Source organism: Streptomyces sp. NBC_00659, assembly GCF_036226925.1.
GTDB lineage: Bacteria > Actinomycetota > Actinomycetes > Streptomycetales > Streptomycetaceae > Streptomyces.
Map to the genome: position 1 here is coordinate 4,646,078 of NZ_CP109031.1, position 17,402 is coordinate 4,663,479.

General features: G+C 69.8%; 19 protein-coding genes. 12 read left to right on the plus strand and 7 right to left on the minus strand.

The genetic code is table 11. From position 1 onward, the window contains the following. Window positions 1-7: 7 nt before the first annotated feature. Complete coding sequence (locus OG410_RS20110) at window positions 8-628, minus strand: DUF47 domain-containing protein (protein ID WP_326786950.1); 621 nt, start codon at window positions 626-628, stop codon at window positions 8-10. Window positions 629-865: 237 nt separating this feature from the next. Here OG410_RS20110 and OG410_RS20115 point away from each other — a divergent pair, with 237 nt between their 5' ends. Continuing rightward, a complete protein-coding gene (locus OG410_RS20115) occupies window positions 866-1,222 on the plus strand; it encodes a metal-sensitive transcriptional regulator (protein WP_326786949.1) in 357 nt (118 codons plus the stop codon). Window positions 1,223-1,342: 120 nt separating this feature from the next. Here the strand turns inward: OG410_RS20115 and OG410_RS20120 are convergent, their stop codons facing one another. Both OG410_RS20120 and OG410_RS20125 read right to left on the minus strand, forming a co-directional pair. Further along, window positions 1,343-1,531: a hypothetical protein gene (locus OG410_RS20120; protein ID WP_328669884.1), complete on the minus strand. Its 189-nt coding sequence runs from the start codon at window positions 1,529-1,531 to the stop codon at window positions 1,343-1,345. 133 nt (window positions 1,532-1,664) lie between these two features. After that, entirely contained in the window at window positions 1,665-2,498 is an 834-nt protein-coding gene (locus tag OG410_RS20125; RefSeq protein ID WP_329300469.1) for a hypothetical protein, read from the minus strand. A 118-nt stretch (window positions 2,499-2,616) separates the two neighbouring features. On the opposite strand from OG410_RS20125, the gene OG410_RS20130 reads away from it, so the two are divergent. Both OG410_RS20130 and OG410_RS20135 read left to right on the plus strand, forming a co-directional pair. After that, window positions 2,617-2,787, plus strand: a complete 171-nt coding sequence (locus OG410_RS20130; protein ID WP_329300470.1) for a hypothetical protein — start codon at window positions 2,617-2,619, stop codon at window positions 2,785-2,787. Between the two features lie 202 nt (window positions 2,788-2,989). Continuing rightward, window positions 2,990-4,576: an FAD-binding oxidoreductase gene (locus tag OG410_RS20135; protein WP_329300472.1), complete on the plus strand. Its 1,587-nt coding sequence runs from the start codon at window positions 2,990-2,992 to the stop codon at window positions 4,574-4,576. Between the two features lie 45 nt (window positions 4,577-4,621). Here the strand turns inward: OG410_RS20135 and OG410_RS20140 are convergent, their stop codons facing one another. The 4 genes from OG410_RS20140 to OG410_RS20155 form a co-directional block, all read right to left on the minus strand. Then, complete coding sequence (locus OG410_RS20140; RefSeq protein ID WP_329300473.1) at window positions 4,622-5,323, minus strand: phosphatase PAP2 family protein; 702 nt, start codon at window positions 5,321-5,323, stop codon at window positions 4,622-4,624. Window positions 5,324-5,513: 190 nt separating this feature from the next. Continuing rightward, window positions 5,514-6,521, minus strand: a complete 1,008-nt coding sequence (locus OG410_RS20145; RefSeq protein ID WP_329300474.1) for a C40 family peptidase — start codon at window positions 6,519-6,521, stop codon at window positions 5,514-5,516. A 106-nt stretch (window positions 6,522-6,627) separates the two neighbouring features. Next, window positions 6,628-7,413 (minus strand): trypsin-like serine peptidase, encoded by a 786-nt coding sequence (locus OG410_RS20150; protein WP_443063897.1) that lies wholly within the window; start codon window positions 7,411-7,413, stop codon window positions 6,628-6,630. A gap of 146 nt (window positions 7,414-7,559) precedes the next feature. Beyond that, a complete protein-coding gene (locus OG410_RS20155; RefSeq protein WP_329300476.1) occupies window positions 7,560-8,006 on the minus strand; it encodes an ATP-binding protein in 447 nt (148 codons plus the stop codon). A gap of 209 nt (window positions 8,007-8,215) precedes the next feature. Between OG410_RS20155 and OG410_RS20160 the strand changes: the two genes are divergently transcribed. The 9 genes from OG410_RS20160 to OG410_RS20200 all read left to right on the plus strand — a co-directional run bounded on the left by OG410_RS20160 (window position 8,216) and on the right by OG410_RS20200 (window position 17,401). Next, entirely contained in the window at window positions 8,216-9,061 is an 846-nt protein-coding gene (locus OG410_RS20160) for a helix-turn-helix domain-containing protein (RefSeq protein ID WP_329300477.1), read from the plus strand. Continuing rightward, a complete protein-coding gene (locus OG410_RS20165; protein ID WP_329300478.1) occupies window positions 9,062-9,268 on the plus strand; it encodes a DUF397 domain-containing protein in 207 nt (68 codons plus the stop codon). Beyond that, complete coding sequence (locus tag OG410_RS20170) at window positions 9,261-9,521, plus strand: DUF397 domain-containing protein (protein WP_329300479.1); 261 nt, start codon at window positions 9,261-9,263, stop codon at window positions 9,519-9,521. The genes OG410_RS20165 and OG410_RS20170 overlap by 8 nt, the downstream gene beginning before the upstream one ends. A 345-nt stretch (window positions 9,522-9,866) precedes the next feature. Continuing rightward, the gene (locus OG410_RS20175; RefSeq protein ID WP_329300480.1) at window positions 9,867-11,186 is read left to right on the plus strand and encodes a S53 family peptidase; all 1,320 of its coding nucleotides are present in this window, start codon (window positions 9,867-9,869) and stop codon (window positions 11,184-11,186) included. A 534-nt stretch (window positions 11,187-11,720) separates the two neighbouring features. Next, complete coding sequence (locus tag OG410_RS20180) at window positions 11,721-12,029, plus strand: hypothetical protein (RefSeq protein WP_037622434.1); 309 nt, start codon at window positions 11,721-11,723, stop codon at window positions 12,027-12,029. 213 nt (window positions 12,030-12,242) lie between these two features. Continuing rightward, a complete protein-coding gene (locus tag OG410_RS20185) occupies window positions 12,243-13,097 on the plus strand; it encodes a hypothetical protein (RefSeq protein ID WP_329300481.1) in 855 nt (284 codons plus the stop codon). Further along, entirely contained in the window at window positions 13,087-14,406 is a 1,320-nt protein-coding gene (locus tag OG410_RS20190; protein ID WP_329300482.1) for a hypothetical protein, read from the plus strand. Before OG410_RS20185 ends, OG410_RS20190 begins: the two co-directional genes overlap by 11 nt. After that, complete coding sequence (locus OG410_RS20195) at window positions 14,403-15,962, plus strand: SCO6880 family protein (RefSeq protein ID WP_329300483.1); 1,560 nt, start codon at window positions 14,403-14,405, stop codon at window positions 15,960-15,962. The genes OG410_RS20190 and OG410_RS20195 overlap by 4 nt, the downstream gene beginning before the upstream one ends. A gap of 14 nt (window positions 15,963-15,976) precedes the next feature. Beyond that, on the plus strand, window positions 15,977-17,401 hold the full coding sequence (locus OG410_RS20200; protein ID WP_329300484.1) for an ATP-binding protein: 1,425 nt from the start codon (window positions 15,977-15,979) through the stop codon (window positions 17,399-17,401). Window position 17,402 lies beyond the last annotated feature (1 nt).

Genomic DNA, 17,402 nt, shown 5'->3' on the forward strand with positions numbered 1-17,402 from the left:
GAACGGGTCAGGACTCCTTGACGGCGATGGTCTCCACCGTGTTCGCCACATGCTCGAACGCGTCGGCCGCTTCCTCCAGCACGTCCACGATCTGCTTGAGCTTCAGCACCTCCATGGCGTCGTACTTGCCGTTGAAGAGGTGGGCGAGCAGCTTGCGGTGGATCTGGTCGGCCTGGTTCTCCAGACGGTTGACCTCGATCCAGTACTCGGTGAGGTTGTCCATGGTCCGCAGGTTCGGCATGGCCTCGGCGGTGAGCTCCGCGGCCCGCGCCAGCACCTCGATCTGCTGCTCGACGCCCTTGGGCAGTTCCTCGACCTGGTACAGGACGACCAGATCGACGGCCTCCTCCATGAAGTCCATGATGTCGTCGAGGGACGAGGCGAGGTTGTAGATGTCCTCGCGGTCGAACGGCGTGATGAAGGAGGAGTTCAGCTGGTGGAAGATCGCGTGTGTCGCGTCGTCACCGGCGTGCTCCGCGGCCCGCATACGCTCTGCGATCTCGGCCCGAGCGGAAGTGTCCGCCCCGAGCAGTTCCATCAGGAGTTTCGAGCCCGTGACGATGTTGTCCGCGGATGCGGAGAACATGTCGTAGAAGCTCGTCTCCCTGGGGGTCAGACGAAAGCGCACGTTGGGGTCCTCGGGGTGCTTCGATTCGGTCAGGCTGATGCTAGGCGCATCATCCGGCCACGGCTAATGGGCCGCCACCCAGTGTCGCCCATCAGCCACGGTGATCGGCACGGGGTCCGGTACCGGTGCCGGGCAAGGGCTCCTTACCCAGCAAAGTTCGGTACGATATACCCACCAGGGGTATATGTAAGTGGCGTTTCAGACAGGATCGCCGATCGGATCCAGCAGGAGGACGCGATGACGACCACCGAGGCCGGCGCGACGACGCCCTCCGGCGACGCGCAGAAGATCGTGACCGACCACGACCGCGGTATCCACGGCTACCACCAGCAGAAGGACGAGCACCTGAAGCGGCTGCGCCGCATCGAGGGGCAGATCCGCGGCCTGCAGCGGATGGTCGACGAGGACGTCTACTGCATCGACATACTTACCCAGGTGTCCGCCTCCACCAAGGCGCTCCAGTCCTTCGCCCTCCAGCTCCTGGAGGAGCACCTGCGTCACTGCGTGGCGGACGCGGCCCTCAAGGGCGGCGACGAGATCGACGCGAAGGTCGAGGAAGCGACGAAGGCGATCGGCCGCCTGCTGCGCACCTGAGCCGCCCGCCGGCAGCGCAAACCACGAGAAGCACGCGAAACGTGAGAGATACGACGCATGTGACATCCGCGACGCGCGCGCCTCGGCCACCGGACGGGGCCGCATGGGGGCCGGAAAGGACTAGTCCTCCACGCCTCGCTGCCCGGGAGCGCGTTCTTCGGCCACTTTCAGCACCGCGTCGATGCTCTCCAGGCTGAGGCGGTCCTCGTGCGCCGCCGAGGCCGCGATGATCAGCTCGGCGCACAGGTCGATCTCGGCGAGGGCCACGTGGTCCTGAACTGCCGCACCGCCGACCGGAGCCACGCGCATCACCTCTTCCTGCCGTAACCGACTTCCTAGAGTAGGGAGCGGCCTACACACCGCGCATGGCACGGAAGGGCCATTTCCAGCCCTCCTCTGAAGCTACGGCTCCGGATGCTCTTGCCCATCTCTCCGGAAGCCACTACTCCGCGATCTTCCCGGCGTAGATGTCCGAGGAATCCGGGAGCCGTACGACGGCGGGGCTGCCGAAGTCGTACAGCAGGAGCGTCGAGGCGACCGCGACGGTGCCCGTCCGCTGTCCGTTGACGAAGCTGAACCGGTGCCGGACCTTGCGCAGCCGCCCCTCGTCGTCGAGGTAGGCGTCGAACGGGACCTCGGTGGTGGCGAACCCCTTCGCCGCCGCCCTCAGCGCCGGCCGCTGCCCCGCCGAGGCGTCCCGCGCGGCGGTGCCGAGGTCGGCGGTCCCTCGGTAGTGCCGGACGGAGATCCCGGCGACCTCGGTCTTCCCCACGTAGGTCACCGACCGCGCGCCGCGCAGCAGTTCGGCCGCGGCGTACGGGTCGGTGGCGCCACCCGTGACCAGGTTGCCGTCCGTGAGACCGGCCGTCTCCACGCGCACCCATTTGTCGGCGGGCACCCCGGCGCCCCGGTTCTTCATGAACAGAGCGCCCGGGGAGAGAAGTTCGGTGATCGGACGGTGCTCGGCGGCTCCCGCGGGGTCCTGCGGCAGCAGCACCTTCAGCCGCCCGGTCTGCTTCCTGAAGTCGTACACACCCTGCCCGCGGATGGTGACCCGGGTCCCGCCGGTGGCCATCTCCATCGACGTGCTGGCCTTCGCGCTGCCGGCGCGCTCCAGGACGGCCACCGCCTGGCGCAGCGTCCCGGCCGTGTCCGGCCCGGCGCGGACGTCCTCCGCGGCCACCCCGCCGCCCGAGCACCCGGTGCCGCAGACGATCAGCCCCGTCGCGACGAACGCGACCAGGACCGCCGCCCGTTCCTGCTGCTGCGCCACCATCGTCCACCGACCCCCAGCCGGTCCGTCCCGGGCCTTCCCGTCGTTCCGGTTAACGACAGGTGAGGGCACCCGTCACGCGGCAGGAGTCCGTTCACCGGGCTTGGGTAACGTTGGGCGTGTGGAGCATCTGGATGAGACGGACCCTCTCCCCGGCCACCGGACAACCACGGTCGAGCAAGGCCCCTTCTGCCTGGCCCGCTGCACCTGCGGCTGGCGAGGACCGGCCCGCCGCGCCAGGAGCCAGGCCCGCACGGACGCGGCGACCCACGCCCTGGCGATGACCTCCTGAAACGGTCCGCCGCACCAGCCTTCTCTCGCCCCTCCACCCCTGCCCGACCCGTACCCGGGGCTCCGCGCCCCACCCCCCGCCGTCTTCGCCCGGAAACCGGCGTGCTGGGATGCCGAGTGCTGTAGCCGTTCTGCGACACAGCCGCGCGGAACCCCGGGGCCCGGGGACCCGTCTCGTTCCACGGAACCCACGGGAGGCACACATGCAACGGCGTTCGTTCATCGGCGGAGCCACCGCCGTCCTCGCGGCGGCGACGACGTCCGCCTGCAACGGCAGCGACCAGGGCGGCGCGGGCGCCGACGGCAAGGCCGGGAGCACGAGCGCCACGAGCACCGCCGCCGAGAGCACCGGCATCCGCACGGAGACCGCGGCGAACCGCGCGTCCGCCAACTGGACCGCGCTGTCCCACCAGCTCGACGGCGCCCTGATCCGCCCCGGCGACCGGAGCTGGCCCGCCGCCCACCAGCTCTACAACACGCGCTTCGACAATCTGAAGCCCGCCGCCGTCGCCTATGTCGCGCACGCCGACGACATCCGCACCACCATGGACTACGCCCGCGCCCACGGTGTGAAGGTCTCGATCCGCAACGGCGGCCACTCCTACGCGGGTTGGTCCTCCGGCGACGGCCGCCTGATCATCGACGTCTCCAAGCTGAACAAGATCCGCGCGTCCGCGAACGAGGCGGTCGTCGGCGCCGGTTCCAAGCTGATCGACGTCTACCGCGCGCTGGCCGCCAAGGGCGTCACCATCCCCGCAGGCTCCTGCCCCACCGTGGGCGTCTCCGGACTGACCCTGGGCGGCGGCCACGGCGTCGTGTCACGGGCGTACGGACTGACCTGCGACAGCCTCACCCAGGCGACGCTGATCACCGCCGACGGCAAGCAGCTCACCGCGAACGCGACCGAGAACAAGGACCTCTTCTGGGCGCTGCGCGGCGCCGGAAACGGCAACTTCGGCGTCGTCACCGAGCTCCGCTTCAGGACGCATCCCGCGCCGCAGGGCGTCTCGGCGTACATGACCTGGCCGTGGGCCAAGGCCGCCGCGGTGGTGAAGGCCTGGCAGGAGTGGGGCCCGAGCCAGCCGGACGAGATCTGGTCGTCCTGCCACCTGTCCAACGCGGCCGGCGGCACACCCACCGTCTCCATAGCCGCCTTCTCCCTCGGCACCTACGGCGAACTCCAGAACGCGGTGGACCGGCTGGCGGACCGGATCGGCTCCCCCGCGCGCAGCGTCTCCCTCAAGAGGCGTTCGTACGAGGAGTCGATGGAGGTGTACGCGGGCTGCTCGTCGTTCTCGGCCGACGCCCAGTGCCACCTGCCGGGGTCGACGCCGGGCCGCAGCCCGCAGGGCGCCCTCGGCCGCGAGACGTATGCGGCCCGTTCGGACTTCTTCGACCGGTCGATCTCGGCGGCCGGTGTCCAGACGCTCCTGAACCAGATCTCCGCCGTCCGCGGCGGCGCGGGCAGCATCGCGCTCACCGCGCTCGGCGGCGCCGTCAACCGCGTCGCGCCCACGTCCACGGCGTTCGTGCACCGCCGCTCGCGCATGCTCGCCCAGTACATCGTCTCCTGGCGGGCGGGCACCTCCGGCACCACCGCCCAGTCCTGGCTGACCGGCGCCCACAACGCGATGGCCCGGTACGCCTCGGGCGCGGCCTACCAGAACTACACCGACGCGACCCTGACCGACTGGCGCAAGGCCTACTACGGTGACGCGGCCACCCGCCTGACGGCCCTGAAGCGCCAGTACGACCCGCACCGCTTCTTCTCCTTCCCCCAGGCCCTGTGAGGGTGACCGGGGGTGCCGTGCGGGCGCCGTGACCGGTCCCGGGAGTTACGCGGCGAGGTCGCGTTCCTCGGTGTGTTCGGTGCGCGCCCCCGGGATCAGGGCCTCCTGCCCGGCGGGTGCGGTGCCGCGCGCCCGGATCAGCCGGCCCGCGCGCGGAGCCCTCTCCACGGCCTTCATGACCGGGGTCAGCAGGGCCGTGGCGAGGGGCGACAGCAGCAGGACGACGGCTGTGCCGAGGGCGAATCCACCGATGACGTCCGTCGGGTAGTGCGCGCCCATGAAGACCCGGCAGAACCCTTCGAGCAGCGCCAGCGCGATCCCGGCGAGTCCGAACTTCCGGTGGACGACGAAGAGTCCGACGCCCACCGCCATGGTGATCGTCGCGTGGTCGCTGACGAAGGAGAAGCCGGTCCTGCCGCCCACGAGGACGTCCAGGCCCGTGTGGTCCACGGAGGGGCGCGGACGCTCCACGAAACCTCTTATCGGGACGTTCACCAGGAGCGCGATCCCGGCCGCGAGCGGTGCCCAGACGAGTGCGGCCATGGTCGCCGCCGCGTCGTCTCCGCCCCGCCGCCGCACGGACGACCAGCACCACAGGACCAGCAGGACCATCGCGAGCAGCAGACCCCACTCGCCGACGGATTCCATGACCCGGTCGAGCCAGTGCGGCGCGTGCTCGGCCAGGCCATTGATGTCGTAGAGCAGGTCGACGTCGGGGTTCGAACCGGATTCGGCGAGTTGCGCCATGGCGCTGCGGCCCCTTCGTCGTCTTTCCCGCGACCGCGCCCTCGCGCGCCGCTCGATCCACCCCCGTGGTTGTAGATCAGTTCTCTACGTCAAAAGGAACGCACGGTCCCCTCTCATACGTTCCACCCTCCACCGAATGATCACGCACACGTTATCGAAGAGAGATATCGCCGCAGATCAGAGGGTGGATTCATACCGAAGTGGGCAATGCTTTCGCGCCATCTTCCGTCACCCGGGTGGCCCCGAAGTAGTCGGGCGTGTCGATGGGGTCGAACCGGATGACGGCACCGGACCGGGGGGCGTCGATCATGTATCCGCCGCCCACATAGATACCCACGTGCCGGATGGCGCGGGAGTTGGTGAGGTCGTCCGAGAAGAAGACCAGGTCCCCCGGCAGCAGTTCCTCCCGCTTGGGGTGCGGCCCCGCGTTGTACTGGTCGTTGGCCACCCGCGGCAGGCTCACCCCGACACTGTCGTACGAGGCCTTGGTCAGACCCGAGCAGTCGAACCGTCCGCCCTGGTCAGCCGTGCCGTTGCCGCCCCACAGGTAGGGTGTGCCGAGCTTCTTCTGCGCGTACGTGATGGCCGCCGCGGCCTGCTTCGAGGGGTCCACGCGGGTCACCGGGGCCGCGAAGCTCTTCGCCAGCGTGGTGATCGTCTTCACGTAGTTCCGGGTCTCCGCGTACGGCGGCACACCCCGGTACTTGATGACCGCGTAGGCGCCCGCGTTGTAGGCGGCGAGCATGTTCTCCGTGGGGTTTCCCGGAGCGTTCTTCACATAGGACGCGAGCTCGCAGTCGTACGAGGCGGCCGACGGAATCGCGTCATTCGGGTTCCATACGTCGCGGACGCCGTCCCCGTCGCCGTCGACCCCGTGTGTGGCCCAGGTCCCCGGAATGAATTGCGCTATCCCCTGCGCCTGTGCCGGACTCTTCGCGTTCGGATTGAATCCGCTCTCCTGATAGAGCTGGGCGGCGAGCAGGGCGGGATTGATCGCGGGGCAGAGGTTGCCCCACTTCTGTACGAGGCTCTGGTACGCGGCGGGTACGGCGCCCTTGGCGAGCCCGACCGAACCGCCGCCGATGCCGCCCGCGAGGTTCCCGGCGACCAGGTAGACCCCGACGACGAGCACCATCACGAAGCCCATCCCCGCGCCCACGGCCGCGGTCGCCACGATCCAGGCCTTACGCACCGTCAACCACCCCTCGCCGCACAGGAGTCCGCCGCGGCCAGTGTAGAGGCGGGCTCCTGTGCGAGGGGTTGTCGCGCGCGGGGACGGAGCGGGATGTCCCTGCGCAGAGGTGCTATCCGGCCAGGGCGGCCACGCGGTAGAGCTCCTCGGCCTCGGTGCCGAACACGGCGCTGTACGAGACGTCGTCCGTGTCCCCGCCCTGTTCGTGGCCGCCGATGACGCCGACGACCGCCCCGTCCCCGTTCACCCAGGGACTGCCGCTGGTCCCGCCGGCGAAGTCGGGGCAGGCGACGCGCTGCTGCGTACGGCTCTGCGCGCCGGGCTTGTCGGTGCAGGTGATGGGGGTGTCGAGGGAGCCGGGGTATCCGGTGACGGTGACGGCGGTGGCCCCGGTGGCGCGGTGCGCGGCGAAGGCGTTCCCGCCGCCGACGACGTCCTCGACCTCCTCGCCGTCGCGGGTGCCGAGGACGGCGAAGGCGACGTCGCTGTCCTCGTCCTGGTCCTGCCTCCACCCCTCGGGGAGGAACACGCCCTGGACGTCCCAGAACCCGTACGGCGCCCTGCCGTCCCGGTAGCCGGGCGCGAAGGACAGTTCCGCCTCGCCGTCCAGACAGTGGGCGGCCGTGAGGAGGAGGTCCCGCCCCTCGCTGTGCACGACGGAGGCGGTGCAGAAGTGTCCGCCGGCGCCACCGCTCGCGGCGCTCCCGTGGAACAGCGCGCCCACCCGGACGCTCCGGCTGTTCTCGGCGGCCCGGACGGTCACGCCGAACGGCCCTGGGCCGTCGTCCGCCGCGGCGATGGAGGAGGACGTCACCGCCAGCAGCACGAGGGCCGCACCGAGAAGGGCGGACCGCCGGATTCCCGGGAGACGGGTGATGCGGATGCTCTTCATCGCCATCTTCATCGCCCCTCACCTTGCCGTAAGCGGGTGAGACAAACCTCGGACCAGTCCGAGTATCACCTGTGAACGCCGACCCCGCCCGGCCACCCGCGCCCGGCCGGACCCACCGGCCCCGACCTGCCCCGGAGTCACCGGGCGCCGCTTCAGTCCTGTGCTCCCCCGGAGTGGCGGCACTCCGCCCACAGCAGCTTCCCGCCCCGCGACACCCCCAGCTCGCGCAGCACGGAGACCCCCCACGCGTCGGCGCAGGCCCGTACGAGGTGCAGCCCCCGGCCGTGTTCGTCGTTGTGCGTGGGCGGGCCGCCGGAGGGCCCCTCCCGGAATCCCGACGGGACGACCGGGTCCGAGTCCCAGACGGCGACCCGCAGCCGGTCCGGTTCCGCCGAGAGAACGCGCAGGGCGTACGGACCGGGCGCGTGCAGATGGGCGTTGGTCAGCAGTTCGGAGGCCAACAGCTCGGCGGTCGGCGCCAGTTCGGTGAGCCCGCGGGCCGCGAGCACGGCACGCAGGGTGGCACGGGCGATCCCCGGGGAGCGGGGATCGTGCGGGAGTTGGAGGGTGTAGGACCAGGGCGGGGATACGGTGGCCATGAAAGTCTCCGATCACGGAGGGGAGTTGACTGGTCTCGCGTCGCTACAGTGCCCAGTGACCGCGGCCGCTCCGTCGAGCGGGGTACTTCTGGGCGGGGTCCCAGCAATAAGGTAGCGGCACGAATAAAAGGTCTTACACGGTTTCTGTGAAAGTGATGATCTATCACCCGAGTGGGTGACCTGCTGCGCGAGGAAGGCGGGCCTGACCCGTGAGAAGCAACCCGACGGGTCGTCAACTCCGATTGGGTGCCGAGCTGCGCAAGCTCCGGGAGCGCGCGGGTCTGACCTCCACCCAGGCTGGAAGGCTGCTCGGCGTCCAGCAGAACCAGATCAGCAACGTGGAGGCCGGACGCGCGGGGGTGAGCCCCGAACGGGTACGCACCCTGGCCTGCCACTACGACTGCGGGGACAAGGCTCTCGTCGACGCGCTCAGCCACATGGCGACCGAGCGCGTCCGCGGCTGGTGGGAGGAGTATCGCGAGATCCTGCCGGCCGGGCTGATCGACCTGGCCGAGATGGAACATCACGCCACCCGCCTGACGGCTGCGGTCACCGCTCACGTCCCCGGGCTGCTCCAGATCCACGACCACGCCCGCGAGGTCTTCCGCCAGGTCGTACCGGAGCTCTCGCCCCCCGACGTCGAGCACCGGCTGTCGTTCCGGATCAAGCGTCAGACCGTCCTCTTCAAGGACTCCCCCACGGCATACCGGGCCGTCATCCACGAAGCCGCCCTGCGCATGCGGTTCGGCGGCCCCTCCGTCACACGGAAGCAGCTCCGGCACATCCTCGACATGAGCGAGCGCGCGCACGTCACGGTCCGGGTCATCCCGTTCTCCGCCGGCGCCTACCCCGGGTCCGGACAGTCGATCCTGTACGCCCACGGAGCGGTCCCCCAGCTCGACACGGTGCACCTCGACCAGTCGCACGGCTCGGCGCTGCTCGACTCCGAGGCCCAGCTCGACAAGTACCGCGTACTGCTCGACCGCATGGAGGCGACCGCCCTCCCGCCCGAGGAGTCGCAGACGTTCATCCGCAACATCCTCAAGGACCTGTGAATGGAGTCCGCGATGCTCACGCCCACCTGGCAGAAGTCCTCGTACTGCGGCGAGGGAGAAGCCTGCGTCCACGTGGCCGGAGAGCGCGCATCCGGCGCGATCCGTCTCACCGAATCCGGCGACCCGAGCGGAGCGATACTCACCGCCGCGCCCGCGGCCTTCCGCTCTCTTCTGGGTGCTCTCAAGGAGGAACGCCCCCGTGGCTGACATCCCCTCGGACCTCGACTGGGTGCGCGCCGCCCCGGAGGACGCGACCGGTCCCGGCCCCTGGATCGAAATCGCCTTCGGCGAGGACGACTTGGTCTACATCCGGGAGACTGGTGACCCGGAGAACGTCGTCACCACCACCCGCAGGAAGTGGGACGCGTTCGTCCTGGGGGTCCAGGCGGGCGAGTTCGACCACTTCGTCGAGGGCCTGGAGGACGAACAGCCCCCGGCTCCCGCCGAAGGCCGCTCATAAGGCCATGAGGCCATGAGGCCATGCAGCCATGAGGTCCTGACGTGAGCACGGCTGCCACGGAAGCGCGCGGCGCTCCGCCGAGCGCGGCGCCGCCACCAGTGCAATTCCCCTGAGCAGGCTGTGAGTTGGGTCAAGGGGCCGTCAGCCTCCAGCCATCTGGGAGCCATGGGAAGGTCACGCGCCTGCCGCGTTCAGTAAGGCGGAAGTAAGGCTTCCATAAGCCTCTTGTTGTCGCGTACTCAACAAGGGATGGTCGTCCGCGGGCCGACTCGGCCCACCGCCGGGGACACCGCACCGGCGGCGCACCCGCACCGCCCCTGTCAACCACTCCCAGGAGGCTGTCCGTTGCGCACCACACTCCCCCAGAGACCTTCCCCCGCCCGCGGCACCTGGCGCCGGACCGGCGCGGCCGTCATCGGCGTCGCCGCCCTCGTCCTCGCGGGCCTCGGCGCCGCCGGGAACGCGGACGCCCGGACCGGCGCCGCGAAGGTCACCCCCCACGTCAGCTGGACCAGGGCGTGCGCGACGCCCACCAGGGCCGACGTCGCCGCCTGCAACGCCAAACGGGTCACCGGCGGTGTCACCGAGTACATGGCGGAGAAGGCCTTCGCCAAGGGCGTCACCCCCAAGGCCGCCGACGCCTCCACACCGTCCGGCTTCGGACCGACGGACCTCCAGGCCGCGTACGGCCTGACCTCGGCGGCCGCCTCCAACGGCTCCGGCGAGACCATCGCCATCGTCGACGCCTACAACGACCCCAACGCCGAGGCCGACCTCGCGACCTACCGCTCCTACTACGGCCTCAGCGCGTGCACCACCGCCAACGGCTGCTTCAAGAAGGTCAGCCAGACCGGCTCGACCACCTCGCTGCCGTCGAGCGACACCGGATGGGCCGAGGAGATATCCCTCGACCTCGACATGGCGAGCGCCGTCTGCCCGAAGTGCAACATCCTCCTCGTCGAGGCCAAGTCCGCGACCATGGCCAACCTCGGCACGGCCGTCAACGAGGCGGTCACCCTGGGCGCGAAGTACGTCTCCAACAGCTACGGCGGCTCCGAGTCGTCCTCCGACACCTCCTACGACACCTCGTACTTCAAGCACACCGGTGTCGCCATCACCGTCAGCGCGGGCGACTCGGGCTACGGCGCCGAGTACCCGGCCGCCTCGCAGTACGTCACCTCCGTCGGCGGCACCGCGCTGACCAAGGCGACCTCCACCACCCGCGGCTGGACCGAGTCGGTCTGGAAGACCAGCAGCACCGAGGGCACCGGCTCCGGCTGCTCCTCGTACGACACCAAGCCGAGCTGGCAGACCGACACGGGCTGCTCCAAGCGCACCATCTCCGACGTCGCGGCGGTCGCCGACCCGGCCACCGGTGTCGCGGTCTACGACTCGTACGGCATCACCGCGGGCTGGTACACGTTCGGCGGCACCAGCGCCTCCGCGCCCATCATCGCGGGCGTCTACGCCCTCGGCGGCACCCCGTCGAGCGGCTCCTACCCGGCGAAGTTCCCGTACACGAAGGCCGGCACCTCGGCACTCAACGACGTGACCTCGGGCAACAACGGCACCTGCACCACCAGCTACCTCTGCACCGCGACCACGGGCTACGACGGCCCGACCGGCTGGGGCACCCCGGAGGGTGTCACCGCCTTCACCGGCTGACCTCCGGAGTGTGGGCGGCCGCCGGGAGACGTGGGGTTCCCCGGCACCACCCCGCGAACGGGCCGCGGCAACCAGCCGCGGCCCGTTCCGCGTGCCCGCCCCGCTCACGTCCTCTTCTCACCGGCCCGCCGTACCGCGTCCACCCGGCACGGACCCGGCGACCCGGGGAACACCGGCGCGACGCACCGTCAGAAGCCTTCCGGCGCAGCCGCATCCGTTCGAATTCACCCCGCGCGCGAACCGTAGAGGAACCGCGGAAGGGGACAACGACGGAACCACGTGCCAGGTTCCGCTTCCACTTCATTGCCCGGCGTGACCACCCGTGATACACAGAGTGACGATATGACTCTTCGTACACCGCCGTACGCCTCCCGCGAGGGTCCCGCGTACGCCGGTGCCAAGGATTTCGCACGAATCCCGCCATCCAATGACGTCAAGTCGACATACGAAGGCGTCATTGTCGGCGACAATGGGCCCGACCCCTGCGCACAGTGGCAGGGGGTGCAGAACTACCCACTAGGGGCGGTGACTTACATGCTTTTCGCAGCCGACAAGGGCGACATCAACACAATCATCGGTGGAATCGCCCCGGACTGGGGCCCCTTCGGCAGCCTGGGCAACGAAGCCAAGGTGATGGTCGAGGTGGTGATGGCGGTCGCCATCCTGCTCTGCCTCGGCATCGCGATCTGGGGTGCGGCCAAACAGCGCATCGGCGCCACCGCGCTCAGAGACACCTTCAGCGCCGAACAGGGCAAGGGGCTCATCATCGCCGGGCTCACGGGGGTCTTCATCATCGGATCCCTCGGCACGCTCTTCACCATCGTGTACGGCATGGCCGTGTAGCCCGGCCGGGCCGCGCCACACCCGGCGCGCCGCCAGTACCCGGCCGGGCGCGCCCGGATTCTCGCTCCTCCGATCCATCCGTCCGTCCGTCGTGCCCACCGCCTGAGGTTGCAACTCCCTGATGTCCAGTCACCACACCGCGCCCGCAAGGGAACCAGCACGGCTACCGTCGTACTACGTGGTTCAGCGAGAGATTGAGGGGGCGTACGCGGCATGAGTCTCGGTGACGAACCCGGGTACGGCGACGGCCCGCGCGGCGAGGACGGGGGGTACGGCGGCTCCGGCCAGACCCGCACCCGCCTGCCCGACCGTCCGGGCGACGTCTACGGTGGCGCGCGGCGCGGACGCGGATCCTCCTCGCGGAGCCTGGTCACGGTCGTCGGCGTCGTCGTCCTGCTCATCGCCGCCATCGCCTTCGCGAACCGCGGGGACGACGCGGCCTCGCCCGGCGACAGCAGCGGTGACAAGGCGAAGACATCCCCCACGGCGGCCTCCGGCCACCCCCCGGTGACCTCGAAAACGGCCGGCATCCCATCGGGCTTCGCCCACACGGCCGAGGGAGCACAGAGCGCTGCCGCGAACTACGGGGTCGCGCTGGGCTCCACCGGCATGTTCAACGCCGACCAGCGGCACGCGATCGTCGACGCCGTGTACACGCCCGAGGTGGCAGCCGCACGGCAGCCCGACCTGGACTCGGCCTACACGAGCGAGACGTTCCTGACGAACATCGGCCTGGACAAGAACGGCGCCGCGCCGGCCGGCCAGACCTTCATCTCGCGCATCATCCCGGTCGGCACCAAGATCAAGGCTTCCAGCACGGACGGCGCCACGGTCGAGCTCTGGTACACCTCGCTCTTCGGCCTGTCCGGCGACAGCTCCACCAACCCTGTGTCGGAGAGCTGGTACACGACGACCTACCAGCTGAAGTGGATCAACGGAGACTGGAAGGTCACCGACTTCACTCAGAAGGACGGGCCCGTCCCGGTGGGGCGGGACCAGAAGGCCTCCACCGCGGACGACATGACCAAGGCCGTCGAGGAGTACGGAGGGTTCACGTATGCCCGCTAACAAGCCGCGCCGTATCCTCTCGCTCGCCGCCACGGTGGCAGCGATGCAGTCGGCTGCCGTCCTGCTGGCCACCAAGGCGGTCGCCGCCCCCAGCCCGACTCCCAGCCGCAACCCTTGTGAACTTGTCCGTGGCCCTGCCAAAAAGTACTGCGAAAGCGGCACCAAGGGATCCGGCAAGTCAGGTCTCACCACCGACCCCGGTGTCGGGTCCACGCTGGACCCCCTGTCCTCCCTGGCCAACGGCTGCGCCGACGCCGCCTCCTGGACCATCGACAAACTCTCCGCCGCCGTGAACGACACCGCCAACGTCGACTTCACGAACCCCAAGTTCCTCCAGCAGTACGCCGTCGTCTTCGCGGCGTCCTCGATCCTGACGCTGCTGCTGTGGCTGCTGGCCGTGACGAAGCGGGCGGTGCGGGGTGTCCCCCTCAGCACGGCCATCTCCGAGGCGATCGGGTTCCTCTGGCTGACGGTGCTGGCCTCGGCGTTCACCCCGCTGATCCTCTACACGGTCGTCTCCGCGACGGACGGCGTGACGGAGGTGCTCGCCAAGACGACGGGCAACCAGACGGACGCGTTCTTCGGGACGTTCTCCGGCGCCCTGGACAAGGGCGGCAACATCGGCGGCGGCCCCATCATGCTCATCGTCGTCTCGATGGTCTCGATCCTGGCCGCCGGAATCCTCTGGCTGGAGCTCGTCATCCGGGCCGCCCTGCTCTACGTGGGCGCCCTGCTCGGCACCGTCGTCTACGCCGGCCTCGTCGACAAGAACCTGTGGGGCCACGTCCGCCGCTGGGCGGGCATCATGATCGCGGTGATCCTGGTGAAGCCGGTCATCGTGATAGTGCTCGGCCTCGCCGGAGCCCTCAGCTCCGACAACGGACCCGACGCGTTCTCCGCCGTCGTCTCCGGGCTCGCCATCATCCTGCTCGCCATCTTCGCCAGCGCGATGATCTACCGCTTCGTACCGGGCTTCGGCGACGAGATCGCCGGCTCCCGCAACAACCGCATCATGCAGGGCGCCGAGAGCAAGGCCGCCGCCGTGATCAGCTCGCCGGCCACCCTGGTCGCGCAGGGCATCAAGACGCACAGCTCGCGCGCCGACAACAACGGCGGCGGAGGTGGCAACAGCCAGCCCCGCCCCGCCAACCCGGCCTCCGGCGGTGTGGCCGCGCACAGCAGCCGTACGCCGAACGGAGGCGGCGGATCCGTCCCCTCCGCCGCACCGCCGCCGCGCAGCAGCCCCGTCAACACCCCGCACGCAAGCAACACCCGCAACAGCAACCGCACGGGAGGTGAAGGGCGTTGACGACCGAGTCCCACCTGTCCCATCCGATCACGCCCCGCCGTACATATCTGATCGGCCGCGCCCGGCCGAACGCGATCGTCGGCCGGAACCGCGAGTCCGGCGAGATCGCGCTCATCATCGGAGGCGCGTTCCTGGGCATGATGTGCGGCCTGCTCGTCCCGGTGCTGTCCCTGCGGATCGTGCTGCTCATGGGCTTCCCGCTGCTCGCGCTCGCCGCGGTGTACATCCCGTACAAACGGCGCACCTTCTACAAGTGGTTCGAGATCAACCGCAGTTACAAGCGGACCCTGCGCCAGGGAACGGCGTACCGCAACCAGGTGATGGAGGCCGGCACCCGCCTCGACGGCAGAGAGATCGAGATCGGGCCGCCGCCCGGCATCGGGCGCATCTCCTGGCTCGCCGCCCCGTTCGGACCCGACGAGATCGCCGTCCTGCTGCACGCCGACCGCCGGACCGTCACGGCCGCCATCGAGATCGAGGGACCGGGTGTCGGTCTGCGCGACAGCGAGGACCAGGAAGCCCTCGTCGACCGCTTCGGCACGCTGCTCAAGCACGTGGCGAACGGCGACGGCTTCGTCACCCGCCTCCAGATGCTCGCCCGCACCCTCCCCGCCGACCCCGACGCCCACGCCAAGGACGTCTCCCAACGCGGCGACGAGCGGGCCCCCGGGTGGCTCCAGCAGTCCTACGACCAGCTCCAGTCGATGGTGTCCACGAGCAGTGAGCAGCACCGGGCCTATCTCGTCGCCTGCATGCACTACTCGCGTGAACTGGCCGCCGAGGGCCAGGCCATGGCACGGGCGGCACGGCCGCAGGGCGGACGCAAGGTCGACCGGGACGCCGGACTCGCCGTCGTCATGGCCCGCGAGCTGACCGACATCTGCTCCCGGCTCCAGGAAGCCGACATCCGCGTACGGCAGCCGCTCGGCCAGGGACGCCTCGCCTCCCTCGTGCACTCGATGTACGACCCGGACCACCCGATCGACCACATCCAGGCGATGACCAAGCGCAACGCCTGGCCGGCCGAGCTGGACGCCATGGAACCGACGTACCTCCAGGCGAAGACCCGCGAGTCCTCCACCCGCGCGCCCTGGTGCCACGCCACGGCCTGGGTGAAGGAGTGGCCGATGACCCCCGTGGGCGTCAACTTCCTCGCCCCGCTCCTCGTCCACACCCCCGACGTCATCCGCACGGTCGCCGTGACCATGGACCTCGAACCCACCGAGATCGCCATCGAGCGCATGCTGACCGAGAAGACGAACGACGAGGCCGAGGCCAGCCGCGCCGCCAAGATGAACCGCACCGTCGACCCGCGCGACATCGCCTCGCACAACCGCCTCGACCAGCGCGGCGAGGACCTGGCGAGCGGCGCCGCGGGCGTCAACCTCGTCGGCTACATCACCGTGTCCTCCCGTAACCCCGAGGCCCTCGCGCGCGACAAGCGCACCATCCGCGCCTCGGCCGGCAAGTCGTATCTGAAGCTGGAGTGGTGCGACCGCGAGCACCACCGCGCCTTCGTCAACACCCTCCCGTTCGCCACCGGAATCCGCAGGTAGGGGCTGATGCACTGATGCGGGATCCGCTGTCCGCCGCGACGGACGCCTTCACGTCCTTCCTCTTCGGCAAGGTCGAGACGACCCGCCTTCCCGTCCGCACGTCCACGGGCCAGGCGCAGGCGGTCTACCTGCCCACCGCCGCACCGGGTCTCGGCGACTCGGGCGTCATCATCGGCCGCGAGGTGTACTCCGGCAAGGGCTACATCTACGACCCCTTCCAGCTCTACGGGCAGCAGCTCCCGGCCCCGCACTGGCTGGTCCTCGGCGAGTCCGGCAACGGCAAGTCGGCCCTGGAAAAAACGTACGTCCTGCGGCAGCTGCGCTTCCGCGACCGCCAGGTCGTCGTCCTCGACGCCCAGGGCGAGGACGGCGTCGGCGAATGGAACCTCATCGCGCAGGAGCTGGGGATAACTCCCATCCGGCTCGACCCGACGGCCGCCCTGGACATGGGCATCCGGCTCAACCCGCTCGACCCGACGATCACGACGACGGGCCAGCTGGCGCTGCTGCGCACCATCATCGAGGTCGCGATGGGGCACAGCCTCGACGAGCGGTCCGGCTTCGCCCTGAAGGTCGCGCACGCCTACGTCAACGAGACGATCGTCGAGCGCCAGCCGGTGCTCACCGACATCGTCGAGCAGCTGCGCCACCCCGAACCGGAGTCGGCCGAGGCGATGAACGTCGCCATAGACGACGTACGGGCCTGGGGCCTGGATGTCGCGCTGGTCCTGGACCGGCTGGTCGACGGTGACCTCAGAGGCATGTTCGACGGCCCGACGACGGTCGGCATCGACCTGGACGCCCCGCTCATCGTCTTCGACCTGTCGCACATCGACCGGAACTCCATCGCCATGCCGATCCTGATGGCGATCGTCGGTGTGTGGCTGGAGCACACCTGGATCCGGCCCGACCGCAAGAAGCGCATCTTCCTGGTGGAGGAGGCGTGGCACATCATCAACAGCCCCTTCGTCGCCCAGCTCTTCCAGCGGCTGCTGAAGTTCGGGCGCCGCCTCGGTCTGTCCTTCGTGGCGGTGGTCCACCATCTGTCGGACGTCGTCGACGGAGCGGCGGCCAAGGAGGCGGCCGCGATCCTGAAGATGGCCTCGACGCGGACCATCTACGCGCAGAAGGCGGACGAGGCCCGTTCGACGGGCCGGGTCCTCGGCCTGCCCCGGTGGGCGGTCGAGATCATCCCGACGCTGACCCCGGGCATCGCGGTCTGGGACGTCAACGGCAACGTCCAGGTGGTCAAGCACCTCATCACCGAGACGGAACGCCCGCTGGTCTTCACCGACCGCGCGATGACGCAGTCGTCCGCCGACCTCCTCTCCGACGACGCGATGCGCGCCGCCGAACTGGAGGCCGAGGAACGGGCCGCCGCCTTCATGGAGGAACACCTCAGCGATCTCGACGGCTCCGCCGAGTCCACGGTGGCGTGAG